We start from the raw sequence: 22,638 nt of genomic DNA on the forward strand, positions 1-22,638 counted from the left end.
AGTTTAGCGTTTGTGTGCGCCGCGTGAAGAATCTTGTTTTCTCTCTTGCACAGGCACTTCAAGCGTGATTTTTTCTTTATTGTCAAAGTGCAAAGTAACATCAACCTTTTCGCCCTTTTTGAGAGGAGATTTGAGATCAATTAGCATTAAATGCAAACCACCGGGTTTAAGCTCAAGTGATTCTTTAGGTTTGATTTCAAGCTCTTTAATTGCAATCATTTTCTTGTCTTTGCCCTCACCCTCGACTTTGTGAATCTCAAAAGTTTTACTTCTTTCACTCTCGCCAGAAAGCAAGCGAATAGGCTTTGAAGAGAGATTTTTTATGTGCATAAATACACCAACCATATTTGAATCCGCGCGTGTAGTGTAGGTGTAGGGTTGCGTGATTTCGATATTTTTAGATTCTGCGGCAAAAAGCATACCGATACCACATACTAGACTGATTAAGCTCATTTTTAGTTTCATTTTGACCTCCGTAATTTAAAAAGATGAAAGATTATAACATTCTAATCACATATTATTTCCAACAGACAAAATTTATACGAAGATTCTGTTAAGTTTAAGAGAAATGGGAGAAAATTATCACCCCCCAAGATGAGAGGATAAGGAGAATCAAAGCATTCCATACGATTTAGCCTGTGTTGCGAATCCCTTGTGCAATCCCTACGATTGTCGCGTGAATCTGCTCCATTAGCCTTTGACGCTGTTTGGGGTAATTACAAGAATGATATTTTTTGATGAGTTCAATTTGTGTGAGATTAAGCACGCTTAAATAAGGGCGTCTTAGAAGAATGGATTCTCGAATGTTTGATTCTCTATCAAGCAATACATTTTCTCCACGCAAAAATAAAAGATATTCCATTGTGAGTTGGTATTGGCTATAAATACTCTCCCACACATTTTTTTGGATATTTTTATTTTTGACAAATTCATTATAAAGTTTAGCAATGTCTAAATCCACTTTCATAAAGGCTTGAGAGATGTTATCAATCGTGGTTTTAAAAAACAGATTCTCTTCATAGCAGGCTTTGAGCGCGGATTTATCACCCGATGCCAAACCGCTTCCTAAACCATACCATGCGGGGATAATTGCTCGATTCTGTGTCCATGCAAAGACCCATGGAATAGCGCGTAAGTCCTCGACTTTTTGGGTGTCTTTGCGTTTGCTAGGGCGAGATCCTAAGTTGAGATTCTGAATAAACTCAATTGGTGTAGCATTTTTGAAATATTCCATAAAACCATTATATCCATAAACAAGCTCTCGATAATGTTCGCAGGATTTTGCTGATACAGGCTCAAGCAGATTGATTGTGTGAGTATCAATGTGGCAAGATTCACCCACACAGAATCTGTCATAGACTTCTTTTTTGAGCAACGCGCTGATAGTGCTAGAGAGATTTTTTGTAGCACTTTTTTGTTGCAAGTATTTTGCACTAATCATTTCACCTTGTTCAGTTGTTTTAAGCACACCGCCTATGCTTTGAGGTGCTGAAGACAATAATGCTGCTTCAAGACTTCCTCCACCGCGAGAGACGCTTCCCCCTCGACCATGGAAAAAATTGATACGAATTTTGAGTTGCGATTGAAGTTTGGCAAGATTCTCAATTGCCTTGTAAAGATTGTAATTACTTGCAAAGATACCGCCATCTTTGCTTGAATCTGAATAACCTATCATGATTTCTTGTTGCATTTGGTGGTCAATGAGGTATTGTTTGTAATGAGGATTGTCAAAAAGTGTCCGAATGATTCTAGGAGCTTTTTGTAAATCATCAATCGTTTCAAAAAGTGGTGTGATAGAGATTCTTGCTTTTGGTTTTTTGCTTTTAGATTCTTTAGAGGTTTTCCACAGTTCACTTTGTTTGGCAAGCCATAGCACACAGAGCAAATCACTTGCTTGTGTGCTCATTGAGACGATAAAGCTTTGCAAGACTTCTTCACAAAGACGATTTTTTGACCATTGGATTTTTAAAAACGCTTCCACGAGCCGCGCAGAATCTGGCGAGAGTTGATCAATAATCGTATGAAGATTGATTCTTTTATGGCTTAATGCTCGGTTAAGAATCTCGATTTTTTGATGTTCGTTTAGGTCTTTGAAATCGCTATCGCATAGCCCCATAAGGCAAAAAATCTCACAGATTGTTTTAACAATCACATCACGATGTTCGCGAAAATCCATTCGTAAAAGATGAAAGCCTCCTAAAAGTGCTAAGTGTCGTAGCTCAATGAGACGACTTGCAGACAGCGAATCAAGGGATTCTATCATCATATCAATATCATCTAAAAACTCTTGGATACTTTTGTAGGTAAAATTCACGCTATCAGGCACATTGATAAGAATCAAGCGATTTTCAAGTTTTTTCTTGATGAGGTAGAGTTTGGCACGGAAAGGTTCTCTCTCGAAAAGTCGTAATTCACTGCTTGAGAGCTCATGTTTTTCAGATTCGAGAGATTGGAGAAATCGTTTGCTTGGTTGGATAAAGTCAATTGACATTGAAAGCTCGCGTATAAGCTTATTGACGGATTCTAAATACACATTGACAATCGCTCTTTGAGAAGTTTTCATTACTTTTGTCATTACTTCATTGCTCACGAAAGGATTCCCATCTCTGTCGCCCCCAATCCAGCTCCCTAAGACAATAGGCGAAGCTTCCAGCTCTTGCCCTAATACTTCTCTCACATCGCCGAGCACTTTTGTGGAGGCATCAAGTATTGAGCTTTCGATGATATAAAGGAGATTGTCTAGCTCAAAGAGAATCTCCATTTTCTCACTGCGCACTAAATGCGTATTCCACAAGAGATTCAGCCGATAAAATAAATGTTCGCGGGCTTGTTTGCTTTGATAGGCAAAGATTGATTTGATGTCTTGGCTCATTTGGTGATGCGCTTCAAGGAATGTGCGGCGGCGAGATTCTGTCGGGTGTGCGGTAAAAACGGGATAAAATGTCAAATCTTTAAGCACTTCGATAATGTCATTTTTATCATATCCTTCTTGGAGTAGCCCTTGAATAGTTTTGGAGAGATGGTTGAGCGTGTAAGTTTCGCTAAGATTAATCTCTTCGATAATATTTAAAAGCATATGGTAAAGAGTGAATGCTTTGATGATGGGTAGAATCTTGTCTTCTTTAGCAATAAGCGAAAGTGTATCTGTAAGGGTTTGTTGCAGGGTGAGTGTGGATTTTTGTGATGACGGATTATGCTCAAGGCATTTTTGAAGCATTACAAAATAAGACTTGACTTTTTTATCAGTTCTCTCAAGCATTTCAGTGAGAATCTCCGACACAAATCGAAATTCTTGAGGGCTTAAAAGTGTTGATTTTTTGGAGGATTTTTGCATCATTATCCTTTAGTTGTGATTTGATAAATTATAACCTAAGTTTGTTTTAACTATAATCCTTGTTTCAATAAAACTTGAGCGATAAATGTCGCACAATGATTTCTAAGGAGAAATGATATGGCATTACGAGTGTATTACGATAAAGATTGTGATTTAGGGCTTATTCAAAAGAAAAAAGTAGCGATTATTGGCTTTGGTAGTCAAGGACATGCACACGCAGAGAATCTAAGAGATTCTGGTGTGGAGGTAAAAATCGGGCTTTATAAAGGCGGTAAAAGCTGGGCAAAGGCGGAGGCAAAAGGTTTTGCTGTGTTAGAAGTAGGAGAAGCGACTAAATGGGCAGATGTGGTGATGATCCTTATCCCCGATGAATTGCAAGCTGATGTGTTTAAACGCGATATTGAACCAAACTTGAGCGAAGATAAAATCATTGCTTTTGGACATGGATTCAATATTCATTTTGGGCAAATCCGAGCTCCTAAAGGTGTGGGCGTGATTATGGTTGCTCCTAAAGCACCCGGACACACCGTGAGAAGTGAATTTGTCAATGGAGGAGGGATTCCAGACCTTATTGCGGTTGAGCAAGATACAAGCAAAGGCGATGCAAAAGCGATTGCATTAAGCTATGCAAGCGCGATTGGTGGTGGAAGAAGTGGTATTATTGAAACGACTTTCAAAGATGAAACAGAGACGGATTTATTTGGTGAGCAAGCAGTGCTTTGCGGAGGTGTCAGTAGCCTTGTAAAAGCAGGATTTGAAACTCTTGTAGAGGCAGGTTATCCTGAAGAAATGGCGTATTTTGAGTGTCTCCATGAGCTTAAGTTGATCGTGGATTTGATTTATCAAGGTGGTTTGGCAGATATGCGCTATTCTATTTCAAATACGGCAGAATATGGTGATATGATAAGCGGTCCGCGCGTGATCAATGCAGAATCTAAAAAAGCGATGAAAGCGATTTTGAAAGACATTCAAGAAGGGCGATTCGCAAAAGATTTTATTTTGGAGCGCAAAGCAGGATATGCACGAATGAATGCTGAACGAAAGAATCTCGCTCAACACCCAATTGAAAAAGTCGGACAACAATTGCGCGCGATGATGCCATGGATTGGTAAGGGCAAATTAGTCGATAAGGATAAAAATTAAGCCTTTTAATATTTTTTCCCTTCCTAAGCCCTCTTTTATTGATTTAAGGGGGCAATCTGTTTGATTTTCGTTATAAAATGCTACTTTACTTTTAATCTTTAAGCCACGATTTCAATTCATTGAGAATCCTAAATGTCGAATTTAAGGATTATTTTGTTGTTGGGATTTGCGTGATTTGACGATAGTAGAGCATACGAATGCAAGAGTAATAAATCCTACGCCAATAAGCCCTGTGATTATTTCGCTCACTTCAATGAAGATTTTTAAAAACATAATCAGCGCAAGTGTGCCAATCGCATAATGTGCGCCATGCTCCAAGTAGATGTATTCTTGCAAGGTTTCTTTTTCGACCAAATACAGCGTCAGACTTCGCACAAACATTGCTCCCACGCCTAAGCCTATCATAATGATGAAAATATTATCACTCAAGGCAAATGCGCCAATGACACCATCAAAGCTAAAACTTGCGTCCAGAATTTCTAAATATAAAAATCCTACAAGCCCATTGCGCGCACTTTCAGTGCCAAAAAAAGCATCAAAGGAGTGTATCAAGAGATACAGCACTAAAGCCGAAAAATATGCCGCTCCAATCAAATAATTTTTCGTGAGTAATAAAAGCACGATACCGACTACACACGCAATCAAAACCGCACTATAAGGAATGCGAGTGAGGCTTTGGGTGAAACGATTTGCCTCTAGCCATTTGAGCCATTGCTCTTCGCGTTTAGAATCTAAAAAAAACTGCAAAAATACCATGAGCAAAAACGCACCACCAAAGGCATAAATCTCAAAACGACTCTGTTCTAAGGCTTTATGATAAGATTGTGGGTCATACATCGCAATATGTAAGGTTTCAAAGATTCCCATTCTCGCAGCTATGGCAACAATAAGCACGGGGAAGAAAAAGCGCATACCAAACACAGCGACAGGAATCCCCCAATAAATAAATCGTTTGCGCCATTTTTCACTCATCGTATGGAGGACTTTAGCATTTACTACAGCATTATCAAAAGAGAGGCTAACTTCAAGAATAGAAAGCAGTGCGCAAATAAACACACCAGCCCAATTCCCCACATAAAAAGCAAGACATAAGCCAATGAGAGCAATAACAAATGAGCTAAAAAAATATTTCATTACTATTCCTTGCCGTGGCTTTATCAATAAAACAAAGTATTATAGAAAAATAAAGGCATCAAAGATTAAATGATGCTCTTTTTGCGGTTTGTGTCAATTTTAAATCCCTAAAATCTTGAGAGCTTAAATCTTTGGATTGATTGGAATAAATCCCGGCTATGCCTAAGGTGTATTGAGTTGCAGGGCAGAGCCCCGCTTAGAAAGATTAAAACTGCAGACCAAGCTCTAGCATTCCTACAAGATTTTGCGCTTTTGGGTAGTCAAAAGTCGTATTACGATGAGATTTTGCAATATCATAATATCTTGCTTTGAGATTCATAAATACACCAAATCTCTCGGTAAAATTGTAAGTAAAGCCTATATGAGCCTTTAGTGCATAAGTGTAGTCATTGATCCTAGAACGAATGCCTGAATCTTGATTATTAGGGTAAAAATAATGATAGCCATAAAACACATAATAATATCCTAGTGCATATTCATAGGTCGTTTTACCTTGTGTGTGGATAAAGCCATGCAGCACTCCGCCTATTTGGTGCAAACTTGTCCGCAAAGCAGTAGCGTTATCTTGGATTTCCTCTGCAAGAGTTCCATACGCGTATTCAAGCTTAAGATAAAGCGGATAGTTTTGCGTGGCAAGATTGTAGCCGACATTGAAAAATCCTTCATACATATACAGAGCTCCAGAATCTATTTGGTTTGAATTTTTGCCAAAAGCAATATCTCCCCCGCCTTCTGTGATAAGATTGCGCGTTGTGTTAATAAAACTTCGCCCCGTTATATTGACATATCCACCTATATTTTTGAAATCATTCCCACCAGCATCACTTGTATAACTACCATAAAGCCCACCGATCCCGATACGAAAAAGATTTATATCATCAGCATAAGCTGTGCTAAATAAGCAAATAAGTCCCAAAAAGGTTTTGTAAAATATTCTCATTTTATACCTCACATTTTCAAGTTAAACATCTTATAAAACACTATAATCCCCTGAATCCAAACTCTAGCATCGCCACAATATTTGCCGAGCTTGGATAACCCTGTGCGCCATCACTATAAAATGAAGCTTTAAGATTTTGATACTTGCCTATAAGTTTGGTATAGAATATTGTTTGCAAACTAAGCTTACGACTTAAACCAATACTTGCGCTCAAAATATAGCTTTTAAATGGATCGCGTTGAATATAGGAGGTTTTATCGCCGATGACATAAGATGATTGATTTGTTGTATATGTGTAGCCTAAAGAATACTCAAAACACGATATATTCCCAAGTGGCATTGCTCCCTCAATATCAGCACCCAAAAGCTTAAGCTTACGACTTAAGCCGTGTTTGCTATCATGGCTATTAGATTCTACTAGTAAATTGATGTAAAGCGGTGTATTTAAACTTGCAATATTTACGCCAATTTTAAAATATTGGTCTGAAATCATAAATCCCGATTTTTCTGCTACATCAGGCATTTGATAAGCTTTACTCTGCCCTCCACCAATGCGCACGCCAAACACAGATTGCACGCGTTGAAAAACAAAAAATCTAGCCTCTCCAGCCAAATAGCCCCCAACACTACTTACATCCTCTCCACCAAAGTTATAATACGCTCCACCTATACCTACCTGTCCCATAAAGTAGCGAGATTGAGAATCTGCCCATAGTATATTATGAATGCAAAAAACACTTATAATACATAAGAATTTAACAATATGTCTCATTTTACTCCTTAGATTCATTTAATACAGAATGAGTATGTTATAAAACATACTCATATGAGCAATTTAAACTCACCACCAATGATGATCTCTGCCAATCTCGTATATTAAAGCACCAAGACCAGTAATTGCGCTAAAAGCACCCCAAAACTCCCCTGTCGTTTCTTCCATTTCATCTTCACTAAGCACTATCACATCGACATTTTGTGCATCTGTGCCAAAAAGAAATTCAGTATCAGCCTGATTAAGTTTCGTGCTAGATTCTAATGCTGCAAGAGGACTGATGCTCAAACTAAAAACTAAAGCTAATGAAACCCATAACTTGTTCATAACGAACTCCTTTATAAAAATGATTTTGTTATATTATTAAAAATATAACAATTTATTTTATATAATAAAAGTAATTATCAGAATATAATATAATACTTTGTTGAGTTTGTGTCCAAAAATGAAACGATGAAAGGTGATGAGGATCTTCGCTTAAGCCTACGCTTTGTGTGATTTTATGGCTTTGGTTCGTGATACCATTTGGGCAAGGCATTGTTAGATTCTAAATAAGAATCCTCAAACATTTTGTGCGTTAGCGCATTTGGATTGAGCTTTTGCCCCCAGCTTTCAAGACTTTGAGCAAAAGTTTTAGCACGAGCAAACATAAAGCTCATATTTTCTGTATGACTGATGTCCCAAGATTCTATATTTTGATTGAAGCGTGATTTGTAAAACATAAAGCTCATATCTTTGACACCGCCCACATTCCACGCATTTAATGGCTGATTGAAATGACTATCAGCAAACATCAAACTCATATCTTGCACATTTGAAGTATCCCAAGATTCTATATTGCGATTAAAGGTGGTTTTCATAAATGCCCCCTTCATATTTTCGACTTTGCCCACATTCCACAACCCAAGATTTTCATCAAATTCTTTCACACCTGCGAACAAGTAGCTCATATCTTTGACATTAGAAACATTCCATGATTCTATCCCGTCAAAATCTTGCCTCGAATAGGCAGTATGCGTGCATTTTTGATTGTTATCTTGCCACTGCTGAATGAGTGCCGCTTTAATTGATTCAGTGTTAGAATCTGTAGGCTTGTAGGTCTTATCAGCCGCTGCGATTTCTTCAATACGGAGGATTACAAACGCATCGACTGATTTAAGAAACTGCTCAAATAGCTCATTGCATTTTTCTTGCGGGATACGCGCAAAGAGATAGCTCATATCGGTGATAGCGGAGGTGTCAATTTGTCCAAGCTTGATGCTTTCATCGCCAAGGAGATTGACTAACTCTAAGCGGTCTTTGGGGTGGTGGATTGCCCTTGATTCTGAATCGCTAGAATCTGCACAGCCATTAAAAATAGTGCATATCGTTATGATAGAAATAAATAGCGTTTTATACATAAATACCCTTTTGTGCTGTTTGCCTTGTAATCATACCAAAACTTACCTTGTTTATTTAAAAGCAAATAATATTTTTAGGATAGTTTTAGTTTAATTATGATAACTTTTATTATTATAAATCAAGGAGAGATTATGAATAATCCTGAATCCCTTAATATAAATAATGTTTCTGAAACCTTGCTCATTCCGTTATATTTTCGCGCATGTGAGGAAAAACGGGCGAATGAAGGAAAGAGTGCAATATTGCGTGATAGTTTTGCGCAAGGTCTGATTGATGCGATACCTTATGACTATAGCAAGCTTGATAGCGGTAAATTAAGTCGTGTGGGGTGTTGTGTGAGGGCAGCGTATTTTGATAGAAAGGTCGCAGAATTTATCACTAAAAATGATCATGCAGTAGTGATTTGTGGAGGTTGTGGGCTTGATACGCGCTATGAGCGGCTCAAATCGCAGAATCTGCCGCATTTTGAAAACGCGACATTTTATGAAATCGACTTGCCTGAAGTCATTGCCTTACGCAAAAGTCTTTTATCAGAATCTAGTAAAGATGTGTATCTGGGCGCATCTTTACTAGAGAAGGAATGCTTTTTAGAAATCAAACAAAAACACGCGAATGCTCCTATAATCGTGGTAATAGAAGGCGTGATGATGTATTTTGATAATGAGGAAATTACAAAGATATTTTCTCATTTGTCAATTCTTGGAGAAGTGCAATTGTGGGTAGATTTTGTAGGCAGTGCATTTGTTAAGCATAAAGTGCAGCACGATACAATTAGGCATTTTGATGCGAAGTTTCGCAGTGGATTTGATAATCCTGATGAGGTGATTGCTCTAGCGCAAAAAGCCAATGTAGCATTGTCATTGTTAGAAATAAGTTTATATATGCGGCAATATTGGTCTAGGTGGGGGATTTTTGGAATGCTTATGGGGCTTTTGCCGCGCAAGATTCAGATGAAGTTTAGTTTTATGGCTGGGTTTGAGATTAGGCTTTGTAGGGATAGTGGTTAAGTCATTGTAGGCTTAGGATTCTGTGAGGCAAACAATCCCTTTTGAGATTTTACAAGTAAGCCCGAAACCCAAAAGATGACTTTTTGGGTTAATCTCATTGGTAAGGGTTATCTGAGATAACCCCTTTTAAATTGCAAAATCGCCCTATTGCACAGAATTGTCTTGTGTGTGAATCTGCACCAAGAATGCTCCCCAGCCTACGCTCTGCCACTGCCAAGAGGCGTGAGGATCATAGTTTTCAATGATAGTTCTTAGATTCTCATACCATTCTGCATTGTAATGAGTCGCAAAGACATAATGCGAGGCGCAGTTTTTGGCATCAAATGTAAAAGAAGAAAGATCATCGCCAATACTTTCGTAAGGAATAGAGAGATGATCAATGAAGTTATAGTAATTGAACGCGTGAGCGGCTTTTCTATAAACCCACACACAATCCCCCTCTTGAATATTATTAGCGATAGAAGTAGCAAAGGTGTGAGTTTGCTCAATATAATATAAGTTGAGGCGGATATGGCGACTTTCGTGATAAATCGCTTGAAACAAACAAGTGAGCAGTAAGATTACCGCAAGGCTTTTGAGCCATATTTTTTGCTTGTAGAGTGCATAAACCCCATACGCACAACAGAGATAAAAAATCACAGACATCCATAGAGACAACCGAGAGCCGATCACTCCCCCATGTCCGAAAGGATAGATTCTAAACCATGAAAGCGCGATATAAATCACCAAAGCCGAGATTACTACCACACATAAATGAGCTTTTTGCTTATACATAGCAAAAAGTCCTAGCAATGAAAAGCCCATATAGGCTAAAATAACATTTCTGCCTTTATTGTCGCCAAATGGTGCAAAGCCACTGTATAAAGAGAGTAAAGTATCTTTGAAAAATGCTGGATATTCGCTTAACTGATGAGGTAAGAAATGTTTATCCCAATAATCATAAAAGCCACTTACAGCCTGAAAACGAATGTATAAGACATAATATATCAAGAAAACGACACAAGGCAAAAGTAAAGAAAAGAAATTTTGCTTGATAAAGGTGATAAGATGCGATCGGTTTTGATATACGTATCCTACCACACACGCACCCCAAATAAAAATAATCGTGTTTGAAAAAAACATCATCACCACTGCCGCTATACAAAGTCGCTTTACCCCTGCTGTGAGATAAAGATAAATAGCCAAAAAGGCGCAAAATGCTTCAAGTCCGTATTGTTTAAACTCTGTGCTGTAATACAAAAGCGACATAGAGCCTACGCAAAGCAATACAAAAAAGCATTGCCCAAAGTTATCAAACAGCATTGCGCCGATTCTGTATGCAAGTAGCAATGAGCCAATCCCGCACAATAAAGGCATAAAATATAGCCAATATTCACCATAGCCAAAAACCAATCCCCCGAGCTTAGTGATAAGCAAGAATCCTAATGGAGCAGCTTGTGTGTGCGGTAAGGGCTGAAAAAAGATTTCTCCAAAAGAGATGCCAAAAAGGCTAAAGCTAAGCATTGCTTCATCAAGCCATAAATCTTTATGATAGAGATATAAATAGATTCTGATACCGATGCCAAAACACAGAGCAAGCAGTGTAATGCTGTGCCAAGAAATGAATGAAGTAAGTGAGAAAGGGTATTTTTTCATATTTTTCCTTTGAATTGAGATAAGAGATAATGCACAGATGAGAATCTGATCATCTAATGTTCCTTATAAATCACAAATGTGCGTAAAGTGAAGTTAAAGACAAACGCTGCGCCTATAGCAAAGATTTTGCCTAGTAATTCATTGATATGTGCTATATCTACACAAATATACAGCGTCCCTAAATCAATGCCTAAAGCTAAAAATGACACGAGATATACTAAAAAACTTTCTTTAAATAGTGAGTGTTTGGAGCGTTTAAAGACAAATCTCCTCGCCCAAATGAAATTCCACAATGTCGCTATCACAAAGCTTATCAATCCCGCAAATAAATAATACCAATGCAGTATTTCAACACCCACAAAAAACACCCCCCAATTTACGATAGCGGCACTCCCACCGACAATGGTATATTTGAAGAGTTTAGAGAGGGTGTTTTTCATGACTATTCCTTGATGATTTTGGCAAAGTTATTCATACCGCACTGAAAGTAGTGATGTGTAAGGAGTTTCAATCCATTTACTTGTGATAGGGAATTGACAATGTCTTTTTTATTGTAATACCTTTTATGGTCTAAGATTTCCTCTTTACTAATGATGTGCAGTTTGTAGCTTAGAAATTCCAGCACAGGTTTGGCTGCGTGGCTTGGCACGGTAAGAAGCAAGATACCATGAGGCACAAGAACTCGTTTGATTTCATTAAGCATATCTATAGGGTGATGAAGATGTTCCAAAACAGCCAGTAAGGTGATAATTTCAAAACTTTCATCATCAAAGGGCAGATTTACATTTTGCATATCCCCCCCCCCCGTTAAATACAGACGCTTGAGTAGCATGGAGATTCTTAGATTGATGAAGATTTACAGAATCCCACTTCGGCTCAAAATAATAACTAAAAGTGCGGATTTTATCAGTTTGGATATTTGGAGCTTTGAAGTCTATCCCTACACCTTGTGCAATATAGGGGGATATTTCTTTGAGTAGCTTTGCCTCCCAGCCACAGCCTATATCCAACACTCTTGGATTGTTAAATTCTTTGATAGTGGGCAATACTTTGTTTAAGCGCATTGTTCGCAGTAATGGTTCTAAAAGAGCTTCTTTCATTTTTACCCCTTGAAGCGATATTTGAGGATTGCCCATAATGCACGAAATCCATCTTTTACGCCGATTTTCTTGCCTTCTTGATAGGTTCTTCCATAGTAGCTAATCCCTACTTCATAGATTCGGATATTTTTTATTTTGGCGATTTTTGCAGTGATTTCGGGTTCAAAGCCAAAGCGATTTTCTTGCAAGGTGATGCTTTGAATAATCTCACGCTTAAAGACTTTATAGCAAGTCTCCATATCAGTAAGGTTGAGATTAGTAAGCATATTAGAAAAGAGTGTGAGCATACCATTTGCGATGCGATGCCAAAAATACAATACCCGATGAGAATCTCCACTCACAAATCGTGAGCCAAATACGACATCAGCGACACCTCTTTCAAAGGGTTCAAGCAGTTTGGGGTATTGACTAGGGTCGTATTCCAAATCCGCATCTTGAATCAAGACAATATCGCCTGTAGCTTGAGTTATGCCTGTGCGAAGAGCCGCACCTTTGCCTTGATTATGCGTGTGGTAAATGATTTTGATATGAGAATCTTTATTGTCGGTAGTATCGTGAGTATTGTGTAGATTCTGTAGAATCTCTTTTGTGCCATCACTGCTGCCGTCATCAACAATGATGATTTCTTTTTTATAGGGAAGAGGGACATTTTTAACGACATCAAGGAGAGTTTCAATCGTAGCTTTTTCATTAAAGCAAGGGATAATGACAGAAAGCGTATTTAGGTTATGCCCCCCCCCCCGTAATACTTTGATAAGATTCCATAGTAATCCTTTCGAGGTGTAAAATAAATAAAGCTTGCCATTATATTTAAATTTCTTTAATTTCATCTTTTATCATTTGCGGCGGATTCTGGTATATGTGAATCTTCTTGATAGTCGTAATCCGTGTTGATATGCCACAGATTCACAGCTTTTCCTAGAATCTTATCAGCACAGGCTAAGCCCATTAAAATGCTATGGTCTTGATTGTTGTATTTAAAGCTACCATTGCGCCCGATAAAATACAGATGAGAAAAGCTATCAAGGGCAGTATAGATTTTATTGAGATTCTCTTTATATCCTCGTTCATACACGGGGTAACTTTTGTGCAATTTTAGGACAAAGCTTCGTTTAATATCTTGTGGTTTGAGAAGAGCAGAATCGATTAAATCTTTTTTGGCGATATTGATAAGTTCTTCATCGCTAAGATTCCATAATTTTTCATCATCATTTGCCCAATATTCTAAAGCAAGTATGTTTTCCTTCCTGCCACATTGTAGGTCTTTTGTCCAATTTGCAAAGTTTGTAATCCGACCAGTTTGGACATGAGGAGAATGCACATAAATCCAATTATCTTCAAAAAGCTTCGTTTCAGAATCTGCCTCGACATAGACTAAAATCGTATTGCGAAACTTAAGTTTTGAGGCTAGATCCGTGATGTCTTTGTCTAATTCACCAAGAGAACAAACCATTTCTTTAAAAGGCGCACTTGAGACAATAATGTCAGCTTGGTATTCGCCCTTATCGGTGAGGATACTATAAGCTTTTTTATTTTTCGTCTTGATGCCTAAGACCTTGCAATTTAAATGGATTTTCCCACCTTTTTTAAGGATTTCGTTTTTCATATTTTCATACACAACCCCACAGCCCTTTTTGGGATAATTAAAAGCATCGACAAGGGTTTTGTGTTTTTTATTTTTATCACCGAAAAATGCGGATTTGATAGCTTCGTAGAGGTTTAAGCCTTTGATTCTTTGTGCGGCAAAGTCTGAATCAAGCTCCTTACATTTGATACCCCAAAGCTTTTCTGTGTAGGATTTAAAAAAGATACTATAAAGTCGGTAGCCAAAGGCATCGGCTACCCATGATTCAAAGCTTTCTCTTTTAGAGTTCTCTTGCCCCCCCCCCCGTTACTTTTTTATCAGTCTTTATAGCTTTAAATATTTTTGCGCGTAAAAAACTTAAGACACAGAGACAAGATTCAAAAACACCAAGTTTAAAAAGTGCATCAAACCCTCTAAGCGGATAGTAAAAAAACTTTCGTTGATAAAAAATGCGTGTAAGGCGGGAGACTTGTTCAAATTCACCATAAGTATGAGAAAGCCAAAAGTCGTTAATGCGTTTGTCTTTGCTAAAGAATCGATGAGGACCAATATCGACAATCTGCGAAAAAAGCTCAAAACTCTTGCTCATTCCACCGACTTGCGAATCTGATTCAAAGATTTCTACTTCAAAGCCTTTCTCTGCTAAGATTCTTGCACAACTAAGCCCTGCTGGACCTGCACCAATAATGATGACTTTTGACATTATTTTTCCTCTAAAAATGTGATTTATGTGAATTTAGATGGTGAGATTATATCCTAAAATTCACAAAATCGTTTTTTTTTTTTTTTGATACAATGGGTGATGATAATTCAAAGGAGGAGATAATGAGACATATTTGCAAATGGAGTTTTATTCTAGGGGTGGTGTGTGTAATATTTTTAGGTGGGTGTGGTGATAAAAATACAGAATCTGGGGAGTTGGAAGAAACTGAAGCACAACAATATGTGTTTGAAGATGAAGCAGATGCAAGTTTGCAGCTGATGTCGAATTTAGCTACTATGAAGACTGCCCGAGAAGCTCTGCACGATTCTTATGATACCAATAGCTTTGCGCATAAAGATGAAAACGCTTTTAAGCTCGTTTCTAATGCGCCTCTTAGCACTTTTGGCTCTGATGTGGATACTGCTTCTTATGCTATTGTGCGTAAAGCCATAGAGAGTGGAGAATTCCCTCAAAAAGGAGCGGTGCGTATCGAAGAATTGCTCAATAATTTTACATACCATTACCCCTCTCCTAAAGATTCTGTGCCTCTTAGCATTGATGCCTCAATCAGTGATGCGTTATGGAATCCTCATCACAAAGTCTTGCGAATCGGCATTCAAGCTAAAGAGATTGATTGGACAAAGCGAAAGCCTTTTAATCTGATATTTTTGATTGATACTTCCGGTTCTATGGAGGGTGCGGATCGCTTGGGGCTTGTCAAAAAATCCCTCAAAATGCTTGTTGAGAATCTTAATCCTAACGATAGTATCGGCATTGTAACCTATGCGGGAGCATCTTCGGTGTCCTTGCAGCCGACTACAGATAAGCTCAAAGCCCTTCACGCAATAGAATCACTCGTTGCGATAGGATCTACTAATGGCGGCTCTGGTATCAAAGATGCCTACGCACTTGCAAAGGAGCATTTTATCAAAGGAGGTGTGAATCGTGTGATTCTCGCGACTGATGGAGATTTTAATGTCGGTATCACTTCAGAATCTGAACTTGTTGAGCTTATCAAGCAGCAAGCACAAAGTGGCGTGTATCTCTCGGTATTTGGTTATGGTATGGGGAATTATAAAGATTCTACATTGCAAAAACTCGCCGATTCAGGTAATGGAAACTATGCTTATATTGACACACTTTTGGAGGCGAAAAAGCATTTGGTGGAGCAGGTGGGAGCGACTCTTGTCGCAGTAGCAAAAGATGTCAAGATTCAAGTAGAATTTAATCCAGTTAAAGTCTCTTCTTATCGGTTGATTGGTTATGAAAAAAGGCTACTAAATGATGAGGATTTCAATAATGATGACAAAGACGCGGGTGAAATGGGTGCGGGACATTCAGTAACGGCTCTTTATGAGCTGATTCCGACAGAAACTCAAAATGCAGATTCTCAAAACCCTACATTGGGCAAAGATGCAAAAGGTATGATTGATCCGCTAAAATATAGCCAAAATATCGCAAATAAAGGATTTGAATCAGAATGGGTAAGTGTGAAAGTGCGATATAAAGAGCCAAGTAATCTTGCGAATGCTCAAGAGAAAAGTATGCTACTTGAAAAAGTCGTGCGTGAAAGCGATGTGAGCAAAGATGGCAGTGCAGATATGCGTTTTGCGCAATGTGTGGCGGAGTTTGGTATGTTGCTTTTAGATTCTGAACACAAAGGAAATGCAAGTTATGAAAGTATCTTAAAAGTGTTAGAAGAAAAAGGTGTGAGCGATGATGTGTATCGGAAGGAATTTATCGGGCTTGTCGCAAAGGCATCACGACTAAGCCCTAAGCCATCGCATTAAGCGTGTATAGAATCTTGAATAGAATCTTGCCCCATAATCGTAAGATTCTTATAATACTCCCCCCATTCTTCCAAGCTCTCAATCACAGCTTTAAGGCTCTGCCCTAGCTCGGTAAGCTTATATTCTACCCTTGGGGGGACCTCGGCATAGACTTTGCGTTTGACAAGCTTTGCGCTTTCTAGCTCACGCAGGTTTTGTGTCAGAACCTTTTGCGAAATGCTCTGGTTTTTGGTTGCGCTAATGCTCTTTTTTAGCTCGCCAAATCGCCGCGTATTCTCCAGCAAATCGCGGATAATCAAGAATTTCCATTTGTTGCCAATCAGGTTGAGCGTGGTTTCGACAGGGCATGGCGAACAATAATCTTTTTTTTCTTGCATTTTCACCTCACAGATTCAAGTTTTTGCTCAAAAATTGTAGCATAAAAAGCTCTAAAATACGCAATAGTTTCAAAAAGAATACTATATAATAAAAAAATGCCTACTTGATTTGTTAAACTTAGTATATCAAAATTTCATTTGTTCTTCAATAGAACAAACTTTATCCTCAAAATAAAGGAGTGATGATGAAACAAGCATCATCAGATTCGAGACGAAGCTTTATCAAAACTTCGTTCATCGCCCTAAGTGCCGTTAGCTTAGGCATTCTCCCAAGCTTTGGGAAAGAAAATAAACCAAAAGGAAAAACAATGAAAATAGCAATCTTAGCAGCAAGTGGTAGAGTGGGCAGGCTCATCACCGATGAAGCCCTTGCCAAAGGTTACGCGGTTAGCGCGTTTGTGCGCGATAGCAAGAAGCTTAGTCCAAAGCCCAATTTAACTATCGTCCAAAAAGACATCTTTAGCCTAAACGCAAATGATTTACAAGGTTTTGATGTGATTATCGATTGTTTTGGCGAATGGAAGCAGCTTGATTTGCACAAAAAACACATCGAACATCTTGTGAAGATTCTAGCAGGAAACAAAGCGAAGCTCCTTGTCGTTGGTGGCGCGGGCAGCCTCTATATGGACAAATCACACACCACACAGCTTATCGACACACCCAACTTCCCCGATGAATACAAGCCTTTGGCAAACGCACAAACAGAGGGACTTAAAGTTTTACGCGGTGTTTCAGATATTAATTGGGTGTTTGTAAGCCCACCGGCTGAATTTATCGCTGATGCGCCCAAAACCGGAAAATATAAAATCATTGGCGAAGAATTTGAAGTCAATGACAAAGGCGAAAGCAAAGCAAGCTATGCCGACTATGCAAGTGCGATGATTGAAATTGCAGAGAATCCAAAATATAGCAAACAACGTGTGGGTGTGATAGGGTTATAAAAAGTATAAGATTATAAGATACAGAATCTTCCTGCACAGATTCTGTATCAGTTAAGAATCTTAGGCAGATTCTGTTTAATCACTTGCTTATTTATACATTTATCAGCATTAAAGAATCTAAAATTTATATCCTACTTGTGCGTAAAAGCTCGCTCCAGCCACACGATAAAAATCATAATAGCGGTTATTTGTGAGATTAAAAAAGCTAAGGGAGGCATCTAACCCCATTTTCCATATATAGCCTATTTTGGCATTGAGACTAAATTGACTTTCATAATACCCATAAGTGTCGCTTAGGGGCGTAGAATTGACATCATCATTATAAAATGCAGGCGTATAATATGCCCATACAGAGGCGTATAAACCATATTTTGGCATATAATGCAATGCGATATTTGCCATGTGTTTGGGCACTCCAATGAGCTGTTTGCCCACAGATTGAGGTCGTGCAGGATTCTCTAACACTTTAGCAAGAGTGAGTGTGTAATTCCCCTCTAAAATAAAATCACTCCATAAAGGCACAAATGCGCTGTATTCGATACCATTGATACGCCCTTTACCAGCGTTGATATACCGCCAAGGGTCATTTTTGCTACCTTTACCGGAACGATAGATCATATCCCTCATTTCAAGCTGATAATAATACAAACTTGTCGTGATATATTGTGTGCGAAGTTCTGCCCCAATATCAAAGCTTAGCGCACTTTCTTTTTTTAAGTCCGGATTGAGCTCCCAATAATTGCTCGCATGCGTGAATTGATACATATCACGCATAGTAGGCATTCTAAATCCACTCCCGATACTTGCTTTGAATAATAGAATCTCTAAGGGTGTGTAGCTGATGCTAAATTTTGGGCTAAAGATAGATTCTGTATTGTTGATATTGTCTTTTCTGTCGTTAGGTGTAACTAAATTATTAATCAGATAGCCGTTGAAATTATGCCAATAGTCATAACGCACACCGAGATTTGTGCTAAGGTTATCAAGCCATTGTGCTTCCCAATTCGCATACATTGAGGCGACAAAGGCTTCATTCCCAAACTTGCGCCGAGAATCTGTGCGTGTGCTGTTAATGAGCCAATTTGTCATATTCCTTTGATCTTGTGTGTAAGTATAGTAACGAAATTGTGAAGCAATTGCGAGTTTGTGTCGCGAAAAAAATTCGCTTTGATAAATCACATCAAGATAATTACTGCTTGAATCCGTGTCTTGTGTGCTGCCTGCTCCGCCAAATCTGTCCGCACTTCCTTGCAAGGCGTCCTGCCAAATACTGAAGAGATTCATTGAAGAGAGAGCGATTTTGAGTAGAGAATCTGTAAAGTTGTGCGTGTAGGTGAGATTCCCATACAAATGTGAATATCTTCCCTTGCCTCCAAGTCCCGAGCCGACAAAATAGTCTTTATTGTCGATGAGGTCGGTAGGATTGCCTTGCGCGTCTTTAAGGTAGCTGATAAAATTTTTGAAGCTATAGTCATAGCTTGAGAATCCGAGCATCAAACTTAGCATATCTGCATCACTTATATCGTATTCTGCTTTGAAGCGCGTGTCATAAATGTGATAATCTCTATCTCCCCCTGTTCCGATAATCGTTTGCCCTGCTTTATCAATAAAAAATCCATTCATATTATTATCTTGAGCAGTAGAATCACCTGCGGCAAAATAAGTCGGGAAGCTCGGATAACCACCACTGCCTTTATATCCTGCATTAAATTTTACACGCAATCGTTTATTAAAAAACGCATCACCAATACTCACATAGAGTTTAAACAGATTCTTATCGGCAGTGTGAGATTGAAATTCTGTGCCGTATCCTGTGATGAGTGATGCCTCGAAAGTGTTGGGCATTGCTGTGATAAAATTAATCACTCCACCAATCGCACCTGTCCCATAGAGATTTGAATAAGAACCTCGAGCAATTTCTACTCTTTGTATGTCTTCGAGGAATATTTGATTGATGATGCGATTTTCACCCTCAAGATCGCTTAGAATCAGTCCATCAAGCATAACTAATGTGCCATAATTAATCCCGCGAATCTTGATTTTGGGGCGTGGATTAAAGTTTGTGTCATTATCAATCCTCACACCTGCAGTTTTTTTGACAATATCAGTGATTTTGGTATTTGGTGATTTGTGAATCTCTTCAGATTCTATGACTGAAATATGACCGGGGATATTGACTACATCACTTTCTAAGGGTGAGCCAATAGCAATAGAATGTTCTAATTTGTAGGTTTGCAGGGACGATAGGGATTCTGTGTCTGTTGGTGGATAAGGGCGAGAGAGATTTTCATCAGCGAAAGTTAGTGTCAGCATTATCATAGAAAGCGTGATAGGAGAGACTTTGATAGTCATAAGTTTCCTTTATATTCTTTGTTTTAGGCTTTTAGAGACCGCATATTATTATGAAAAGCAAGTGATTTGATAATACTAATAAAATTTTAGTATTATTTATTCTTATAATAATTTAATATTTATTAATAACTGCTTTAGTTTTACAATATAATTGTAATATTTGCTGTGAGATTCTTACGATGAGGCTTTAGATATGATGTTAGTGTATCTGTGGATTTTGTTGAGATTGTGGATTCAGCAAGTTTAAATTTATCTTCTTGCTACCAAAAAGGTAGCAAGGAAAAAGGCGAAGCTGTGATAGTTAAATCACACCTTGATCGATCATCGCTCCAGCAACCTTTCTGAATCCAGCGATATTTGCGCCAAGCACAAAGTTTGTAGGATCGCCAAATTCTTGTGCGGTTTGGCTAACATTAGTAAAGATGCTTTCCATAATACTATGCAAACGATTATCCACGGTCTCAAAACTCCAAGGATTCATACTTGCATTTTGTGCCATTTCTAGCCCACTCACTGCTACACCTCCAGCATTTGCTGCTTTGCCCGGTCCATAGCAGATTTTGGCATTAATGAATTGATGCACTGCTTCGATAGTAGAAGGCATATTTGCACCTTCACTCACACATTTACAGCCATTTTGAAGTAGATTTTTTGCGTCTTTTTCGTTTAGTTCATTTTGTGTCGCGCTAGGGAAAGCAGCAAAGCAAGGGATTGACCATACAGCGTTAGTGCCTGCAGGATAATCACTCACTTTTGTATATTTTGCGCTTGGTTTTGCTTTAGCGTATTCTGTGAGTGAAGCGCGTTTGACTTCTTTTACCTCTTTAAGAAGTTCTAAATCAATGCCTTGCTCATCATAAATCATTCCTTGAGAATCGCTCACGGTTACAGGTTTTGCACCTAATTGCAAGAGCTTTTCCACGGTATAAATGGCGACATTACCTGCTCCAGAGACGGTGCAAACTTTACCCTCTAAAGTTTCTCCGCGTGCTTTGAGCATTTCTTGTGCAAAATATACACAGCCATAACCTGTGGCTTCTGTGCGCACTAGGCTTCCGCCCCATGCTAAAGCTTTTCCTGTCAAAACGCCTTCATAGCAGTTTGTGAGTTTTTTGTATTGCCCAAAAAGATAGCCGATTTCTCTACCACCTACGCCAATGTCTCCTGCAGGGACATCGGTAGTAGCACCGATATGTCGATAAAGCTCGTTCATAAAGGCTTGGCAAAAGCGCATCATTTCTCCTTCACTTTTACCTTTAGGGTCAAAATCACTTCCTCCTTTTGCTCCACCCATTGCAAGTGTGGTAAGTGAATTTTTGAGAATCTGCTCAAAACCTAAGAATTTAATGACACCTTCATTTACGCTTGGGTGAAAGCGCAAACCACCTTTGTAAGGTCCTATGGCAGCATTAAATTCGATGCGATAGCCGCGATTAGTTTGGATTTTGCCCTGATCATCAACCCAGCTCACACGAAAATGAATCTCTCTATCAGGCATAGACAGACGCTCTAAAATAGCATACTCTTCGTATTTTTTATCTTTATCAAGAGCAGGTTTTAAAGATTCAAAAACTTCCTCTACTGCTTGATGAAAAAGCACTTGTGCTGGGTATTGCGCTTTGATGCGACTGAGGACATTGCTGGCATAAGACATGAAAAGCTCCTTGTGTTTGAAAATGTTGCACAAAATAATGCGTTTTATTATAAGATATATTTCTTAAAACAACCTATATAACGACAATAGCAAAGTCAAAATTACATTCCAAGTCCCAATATTTCCCAAAGTGATAAGACTTCATCGTCTTCTAAATGAATACTAGATTGTGTTTGGAGGAAAGAGAGAATCTTTGCTTTGTCAAAGATTTCTCCACCGATACAAGAATGATGAGCAAATAAAAAAGCTCTTCCCAAAGCGATTTCATCGTGGATTTGCTCACCGCATATAAAGCATAAATGTTGCTCATTGTGATTTGTGTCTTGATGGTATTGATGCGATATTTGATTAATCCTACCCTCAAAGGCAAGCATTTGGGCATACATTTCGATAGCAACGCGTTTGGGATTCTGGACATTGAGCTTATTTGCTCCGTTTTCAAGCATTTGGAAGTAGAATTCTTCGATAGTATAAATATCAGAGAGATGTTTGTTTAAAAGTGCGATAAATCGTTGCCAAACATAATAACGCTCTTTGTCGTTTTCCCATTTGTGCGCAAGGTGTAAGATGTGTTTGAGCTTGGGGAGAAAGGTAAGGTTTTTTTCTTCTTCAAAGTCGATTTTACGCCCAAGGTTGATGATGCTATGACGCGTCCCATAGAATCGATAAAGTGTTTTGATTTGGGTTGGTGTGAGGATTCTAACGATAAGGTCTTCGGCTCGACTTTTTTGCATATTCAAGATATAACCCTGCAAATCTATCCTTATTTT

At 38.5% G+C, this 22,638-nt stretch carries 22 protein-coding genes; 4 read left to right on the forward strand and 18 right to left on the reverse strand.

The window, feature by feature from the left end; all coding sequences use genetic code 11:
- Positions 1 to 3 precede the first annotated feature (3 nt).
- The gene (locus LS68_RS04815; protein ID WP_052100491.1) at positions 4 to 465 is read right to left on the reverse strand and encodes a copper chaperone PCu(A)C; all 462 of its coding nucleotides are present in this window, start codon (positions 463 to 465) and stop codon (positions 4 to 6) included.
- A gap of 166 nt (positions 466 to 631) precedes the next feature.
- Positions 632 to 3,334, reverse strand: coding sequence for a phosphoenolpyruvate carboxylase (locus tag LS68_RS04820; RefSeq protein WP_052100490.1), 2,703 nt, complete (start codon positions 3,332 to 3,334; stop codon positions 632 to 634).
- A 117-nt stretch (positions 3,335 to 3,451) separates the two neighbouring features.
- Here LS68_RS04820 and ilvC point away from each other — a divergent pair, with 117 nt between their 5' ends.
- Positions 3,452 to 4,477 carry a ketol-acid reductoisomerase gene (gene ilvC, locus LS68_RS04825; protein ID WP_034373018.1) on the forward strand — a complete coding sequence of 342 codons (1,026 nt, stop codon included), beginning with the start codon at positions 3,452 to 3,454 and terminating at the stop codon, positions 4,475 to 4,477.
- Between the two features lie 141 nt (positions 4,478 to 4,618).
- Here ilvC and LS68_RS04830 read toward each other — a convergent pair whose 3' ends face one another.
- The 5 genes from LS68_RS04830 to LS68_RS04850 form a co-directional block, all read right to left on the reverse strand.
- Positions 4,619 to 5,611: a DUF475 domain-containing protein gene (locus LS68_RS04830; protein ID WP_034373015.1), complete on the reverse strand. Its 993-nt coding sequence runs from the start codon at positions 5,609 to 5,611 to the stop codon at positions 4,619 to 4,621.
- Positions 5,612 to 5,816: 205 nt separating this feature from the next.
- Positions 5,817 to 6,551: a hypothetical protein gene (locus tag LS68_RS04835; RefSeq protein WP_034373012.1), complete on the reverse strand. Its 735-nt coding sequence runs from the start codon at positions 6,549 to 6,551 to the stop codon at positions 5,817 to 5,819.
- Between the two features lie 40 nt (positions 6,552 to 6,591).
- A complete protein-coding gene (locus LS68_RS04840; RefSeq protein WP_034373009.1) occupies positions 6,592 to 7,323 on the reverse strand; it encodes a hypothetical protein in 732 nt (243 codons plus the stop codon).
- Positions 7,324 to 7,392: 69 nt separating this feature from the next.
- A complete protein-coding gene (locus tag LS68_RS04845; RefSeq protein ID WP_241993683.1) occupies positions 7,393 to 7,650 on the reverse strand; it encodes a hypothetical protein in 258 nt (85 codons plus the stop codon).
- Between the two features lie 173 nt (positions 7,651 to 7,823).
- Positions 7,824 to 8,723, reverse strand: coding sequence for a BspA family leucine-rich repeat surface protein (locus tag LS68_RS04850; protein WP_034373006.1), 900 nt, complete (start codon positions 8,721 to 8,723; stop codon positions 7,824 to 7,826).
- Between the two features lie 132 nt (positions 8,724 to 8,855).
- Between LS68_RS04850 and LS68_RS04855 the strand changes: the two genes are divergently transcribed.
- On the forward strand, positions 8,856 to 9,731 hold the full coding sequence (locus tag LS68_RS04855) for a class I SAM-dependent methyltransferase (RefSeq protein ID WP_034373003.1): 876 nt from the start codon (positions 8,856 to 8,858) through the stop codon (positions 9,729 to 9,731).
- A gap of 144 nt (positions 9,732 to 9,875) precedes the next feature.
- Here the strand turns inward: LS68_RS04855 and LS68_RS04860 are convergent, their stop codons facing one another.
- From LS68_RS04860 to LS68_RS09800, 7 genes are read right to left on the reverse strand one after another with little or no spacing between them, the layout of a single operon-like run.
- The gene (locus LS68_RS04860; RefSeq protein ID WP_034373000.1) at positions 9,876 to 11,366 is read right to left on the reverse strand and encodes a hypothetical protein; all 1,491 of its coding nucleotides are present in this window, start codon (positions 11,364 to 11,366) and stop codon (positions 9,876 to 9,878) included.
- Positions 11,367 to 11,419: 53 nt separating this feature from the next.
- Positions 11,420 to 11,806 (reverse strand): GtrA family protein, encoded by a 387-nt coding sequence (locus LS68_RS04865; RefSeq protein WP_052100489.1) that lies wholly within the window; start codon positions 11,804 to 11,806, stop codon positions 11,420 to 11,422.
- A gap of 2 nt (positions 11,807 to 11,808) precedes the next feature.
- Positions 11,809 to 12,159 (reverse strand): methyltransferase domain-containing protein, encoded by a 351-nt coding sequence (locus LS68_RS09675; RefSeq protein WP_206750341.1) that lies wholly within the window; start codon positions 12,157 to 12,159, stop codon positions 11,809 to 11,811.
- Positions 12,134 to 12,466, reverse strand: coding sequence for a hypothetical protein (locus LS68_RS09680; protein WP_241993684.1), 333 nt, complete (start codon positions 12,464 to 12,466; stop codon positions 12,134 to 12,136). The genes LS68_RS09675 and LS68_RS09680 overlap by 26 nt, the downstream gene beginning before the upstream one ends.
- Positions 12,467 to 12,468: 2 nt before the next feature.
- Complete coding sequence (locus tag LS68_RS04875) at positions 12,469 to 13,296, reverse strand: glycosyltransferase family 2 protein (RefSeq protein ID WP_081950964.1); 828 nt, start codon at positions 13,294 to 13,296, stop codon at positions 12,469 to 12,471.
- Complete coding sequence (locus tag LS68_RS09795; RefSeq protein ID WP_347232420.1) at positions 13,293 to 14,276, reverse strand: FAD-dependent oxidoreductase; 984 nt, start codon at positions 14,274 to 14,276, stop codon at positions 13,293 to 13,295. The genes LS68_RS04875 and LS68_RS09795 overlap by 4 nt, the downstream gene beginning before the upstream one ends.
- 55 nt (positions 14,277 to 14,331) lie before the next feature.
- Positions 14,332 to 14,754, reverse strand: a complete 423-nt coding sequence (locus LS68_RS09800; RefSeq protein WP_241993685.1) for an FAD-dependent oxidoreductase — start codon at positions 14,752 to 14,754, stop codon at positions 14,332 to 14,334.
- Between the two features lie 122 nt (positions 14,755 to 14,876).
- Between LS68_RS09800 and LS68_RS04885 the strand changes: the two genes are divergently transcribed.
- On the forward strand, positions 14,877 to 16,544 hold the full coding sequence (locus LS68_RS04885) for a VWA domain-containing protein (protein WP_138091126.1): 1,668 nt from the start codon (positions 14,877 to 14,879) through the stop codon (positions 16,542 to 16,544).
- On the opposite strand, the gene LS68_RS04890 is transcribed toward LS68_RS04885, so the two are convergent.
- Complete coding sequence (locus LS68_RS04890; RefSeq protein ID WP_034373716.1) at positions 16,541 to 16,921, reverse strand: helix-turn-helix domain-containing protein; 381 nt, start codon at positions 16,919 to 16,921, stop codon at positions 16,541 to 16,543. The genes LS68_RS04885 and LS68_RS04890 overlap by 4 nt on opposite strands.
- 308 nt (positions 16,922 to 17,229) lie before the next feature.
- Between LS68_RS04890 and LS68_RS04895 the strand changes: the two genes are divergently transcribed.
- Positions 17,230 to 17,862 (forward strand): NAD(P)-dependent oxidoreductase, encoded by a 633-nt coding sequence (locus tag LS68_RS04895; protein WP_034373756.1) that lies wholly within the window; start codon positions 17,230 to 17,232, stop codon positions 17,860 to 17,862.
- Positions 17,863 to 17,979: 117 nt separating this feature from the next.
- Here the strand turns inward: LS68_RS04895 and LS68_RS04900 are convergent, their stop codons facing one another.
- From LS68_RS04900 to recO, 3 genes are all read right to left on the reverse strand, one after another.
- On the reverse strand, positions 17,980 to 20,214 hold the full coding sequence (locus LS68_RS04900) for a TonB-dependent receptor (protein WP_034373719.1): 2,235 nt from the start codon (positions 20,212 to 20,214) through the stop codon (positions 17,980 to 17,982).
- A 301-nt stretch (positions 20,215 to 20,515) separates the two neighbouring features.
- Entirely contained in the window at positions 20,516 to 21,868 is a 1,353-nt protein-coding gene (gene gdhA / locus LS68_RS04905) for an NADP-specific glutamate dehydrogenase (protein WP_034373722.1), read from the reverse strand.
- Positions 21,869 to 21,969: 101 nt separating this feature from the next.
- Positions 21,970 to 22,623, reverse strand: coding sequence for a recombination protein RecO (gene recO, locus LS68_RS04910; RefSeq protein ID WP_138091129.1), 654 nt, complete (start codon positions 22,621 to 22,623; stop codon positions 21,970 to 21,972).
- Positions 22,624 to 22,638: the final 15 nt, after the last annotated feature.

The organism is Helicobacter sp. MIT 05-5293 (genome assembly GCF_000765665.2).
In the GTDB taxonomy this organism is placed as follows: domain Bacteria; phylum Campylobacterota; class Campylobacteria; order Campylobacterales; family Helicobacteraceae; genus Helicobacter_C.

What these genes read in the sequence shown, in the direction of transcription:
- LS68_RS04815 (WP_052100491.1), bottom strand. Translation starts at nt 465, where the DNA reads ATGAAACTAAAAATGAGCTTAATCAGTCTAGTATGTGGTATCGGTATG.
- LS68_RS04820 (WP_052100490.1), bottom strand. Translation starts at nt 3,334, where the DNA reads ATGCAAAAATCCTCCAAAAAATCAACACTTTTAAGCCCTCAAGAATTT.
- ilvC (WP_034373018.1), top strand. Translation starts at nt 3,452, where the DNA reads ATGGCATTACGAGTGTATTACGATAAAGATTGTGATTTAGGGCTTATT.
- LS68_RS04830 (WP_034373015.1), bottom strand. Translation starts at nt 5,611, where the DNA reads ATGAAATATTTTTTTAGCTCATTTGTTATTGCTCTCATTGGCTTATGT.
- LS68_RS04835 (WP_034373012.1), bottom strand. Translation starts at nt 6,551, where the DNA reads ATGAGAATATTTTACAAAACCTTTTTGGGACTTATTTGCTTATTTAGC.
- LS68_RS04840 (WP_034373009.1), bottom strand. Translation starts at nt 7,323, where the DNA reads ATGAGACATATTGTTAAATTCTTATGTATTATAAGTGTTTTTTGCATT.
- LS68_RS04845 (WP_241993683.1), bottom strand. Translation starts at nt 7,650, where the DNA reads ATGAACAAGTTATGGGTTTCATTAGCTTTAGTTTTTAGTTTGAGCATC.
- LS68_RS04850 (WP_034373006.1), bottom strand. Translation starts at nt 8,723, where the DNA reads ATGTATAAAACGCTATTTATTTCTATCATAACGATATGCACTATTTTT.
- LS68_RS04855 (WP_034373003.1), top strand. Translation starts at nt 8,856, where the DNA reads ATGAATAATCCTGAATCCCTTAATATAAATAATGTTTCTGAAACCTTG.
- LS68_RS04860 (WP_034373000.1), bottom strand. Translation starts at nt 11,366, where the DNA reads ATGAAAAAATACCCTTTCTCACTTACTTCATTCATTTCTTGGCACAGC.
- LS68_RS04865 (WP_052100489.1), bottom strand. Translation starts at nt 11,806, where the DNA reads ATGAAAAACACCCTCTCTAAACTCTTCAAATATACCATTGTCGGTGGG.
- LS68_RS09675 (WP_206750341.1), bottom strand. Translation starts at nt 12,159, where the DNA reads ATGCAAAATGTAAATCTGCCCTTTGATGATGAAAGTTTTGAAATTATC.
- LS68_RS09680 (WP_241993684.1), bottom strand. Translation starts at nt 12,466, where the DNA reads ATGAAAGAAGCTCTTTTAGAACCATTACTGCGAACAATGCGCTTAAAC.
- LS68_RS04875 (WP_081950964.1), bottom strand. Translation starts at nt 13,296, where the DNA reads ATGAAATTAAAGAAATTTAAATATAATGGCAAGCTTTATTTATTTTAC.
- LS68_RS09800 (WP_241993685.1), bottom strand. Translation starts at nt 14,754, where the DNA reads ATGTCAAAAGTCATCATTATTGGTGCAGGTCCAGCAGGGCTTAGTTGT.
- LS68_RS04885 (WP_138091126.1), top strand. Translation starts at nt 14,877, where the DNA reads ATGAGACATATTTGCAAATGGAGTTTTATTCTAGGGGTGGTGTGTGTA.
- LS68_RS04890 (WP_034373716.1), bottom strand. Translation starts at nt 16,921, where the DNA reads ATGCAAGAAAAAAAAGATTATTGTTCGCCATGCCCTGTCGAAACCACG.
- LS68_RS04895 (WP_034373756.1), top strand. Translation starts at nt 17,230, where the DNA reads ATGAAAATAGCAATCTTAGCAGCAAGTGGTAGAGTGGGCAGGCTCATC.
- LS68_RS04900 (WP_034373719.1), bottom strand. Translation starts at nt 20,214, where the DNA reads ATGACTATCAAAGTCTCTCCTATCACGCTTTCTATGATAATGCTGACA.
- gdhA (WP_034373722.1), bottom strand. Translation starts at nt 21,868, where the DNA reads ATGTCTTATGCCAGCAATGTCCTCAGTCGCATCAAAGCGCAATACCCA.